1 protein-coding gene is annotated in these 1161 nt (G+C 74.5%); it reads right to left on the reverse strand.

Going from position 1 to position 1161, the window contains the following annotated elements; translation table 11 throughout:
* Positions 1 to 1161: HAD-IC family P-type ATPase (locus FOE67_RS26310; protein WP_182667326.1), on the reverse strand; the 1161-nt coding region annotated here is incomplete at both ends.

The following is a 1161-nucleotide window of genomic DNA, read 5'->3' on the forward strand; positions in this document are numbered from 1 at the left end:
GGCGGGCGCAGGTCGCGTTCCCGGGCGGCGGCGGTGATCGCCCGGCCGATGGGGTGTTCGCTGGCGTGTTCGGCGGCGGCGGCCAGGGCGAGCAGGGTGTTCGGGTCGGGCGGGGTGGCGCGGCCGTTCGCCCCGTTCCCGTTCCCGTTCCCGTCAGGGGCCGACGTCGGCAGCGGGAGCACGTCGGTCACCCGGGGGGTGCCCTCGGTCAGGGTGCCGGTCTTGTCCAGGGCGACGGCGTCCACCCGGCCGAGTTGCTCCATCACCACCGCCGACTTGATCAGCACGCCGTGTCGGCCGGCGTTGGCCATGGCGGAGAGCAGCGGCGGCATGGTGGCGAGGACGACGGCGCACGGCGAGGCGACGATCATGAAGGTCATGGCGCGCAGCAGGGCCGAGGAGAAGTCGGCGCCGAGGGCCATCGGCACCGCGAAGATCAGCAGGGTGGCGGCGACCATGCCGACGCTGTAGCGCTGTTCGATCCGCTCGATGAACAGTTGGGTCGGCGCCTTGGTGCGGGAGGCCTCCTCGACCATGGCGACGATGCGGGCGATCACCGAGTCGGCGGGGTCGCGGTCCACCCGCACGGTGAGTGCGCCGGAGCCGTTGAGCGTGCCGGCGAACACCTCGTCGCCGGGGTCCTTGCGCACGGGCAGCGGTTCGCCGGTGATGCTCGCCTGGTCCACCTCGCCGACGCCGTCCACGACGGTGCCGTCGGCGCCGATCCGTTCGCCGGGGCGGACCAGGATCAGGTCGCCCGGGCGCAGGTCCTCGGCGGCGACCTCCTCCTCCGCCGGTGCCCCGGCGTTCCCGTCGGTGCCGGTGCCGGTGCCGTCGGCGCGCAGGCGGGTGGCGCGGGCCGGGGCCAGGTCGAGCAGGCCGCGCACCGAGTCGGCGGTGCGGGCGGTGGCGATGGCCTCCAGGGCGCCGGAGGACGCGAAGATCACGATGAGCAGCGCGCCGTCCATGGGTTGTCCGATGGAGGCGGCTCCGAGGGCCGCGACGACCATCAGCAGGTCCACGTCGAGGGTCTTCTCCCGCAGGGCGCGCAGGCCCTCCAGGGCGGGTTCCCAACCGCCGGTGACGTAGACCGCCGCGTAGAGCGGACCCCACAGCCAGGCGGGGGCGCCGGTCAGGTGGAGGGGGAGGGCGAGCAGGAAG

Source organism: Streptomyces calidiresistens (genome assembly GCF_014141525.1).
GTDB lineage: Bacteria > Actinomycetota > Actinomycetes > Streptomycetales > Streptomycetaceae > Streptomyces > Streptomyces calidiresistens.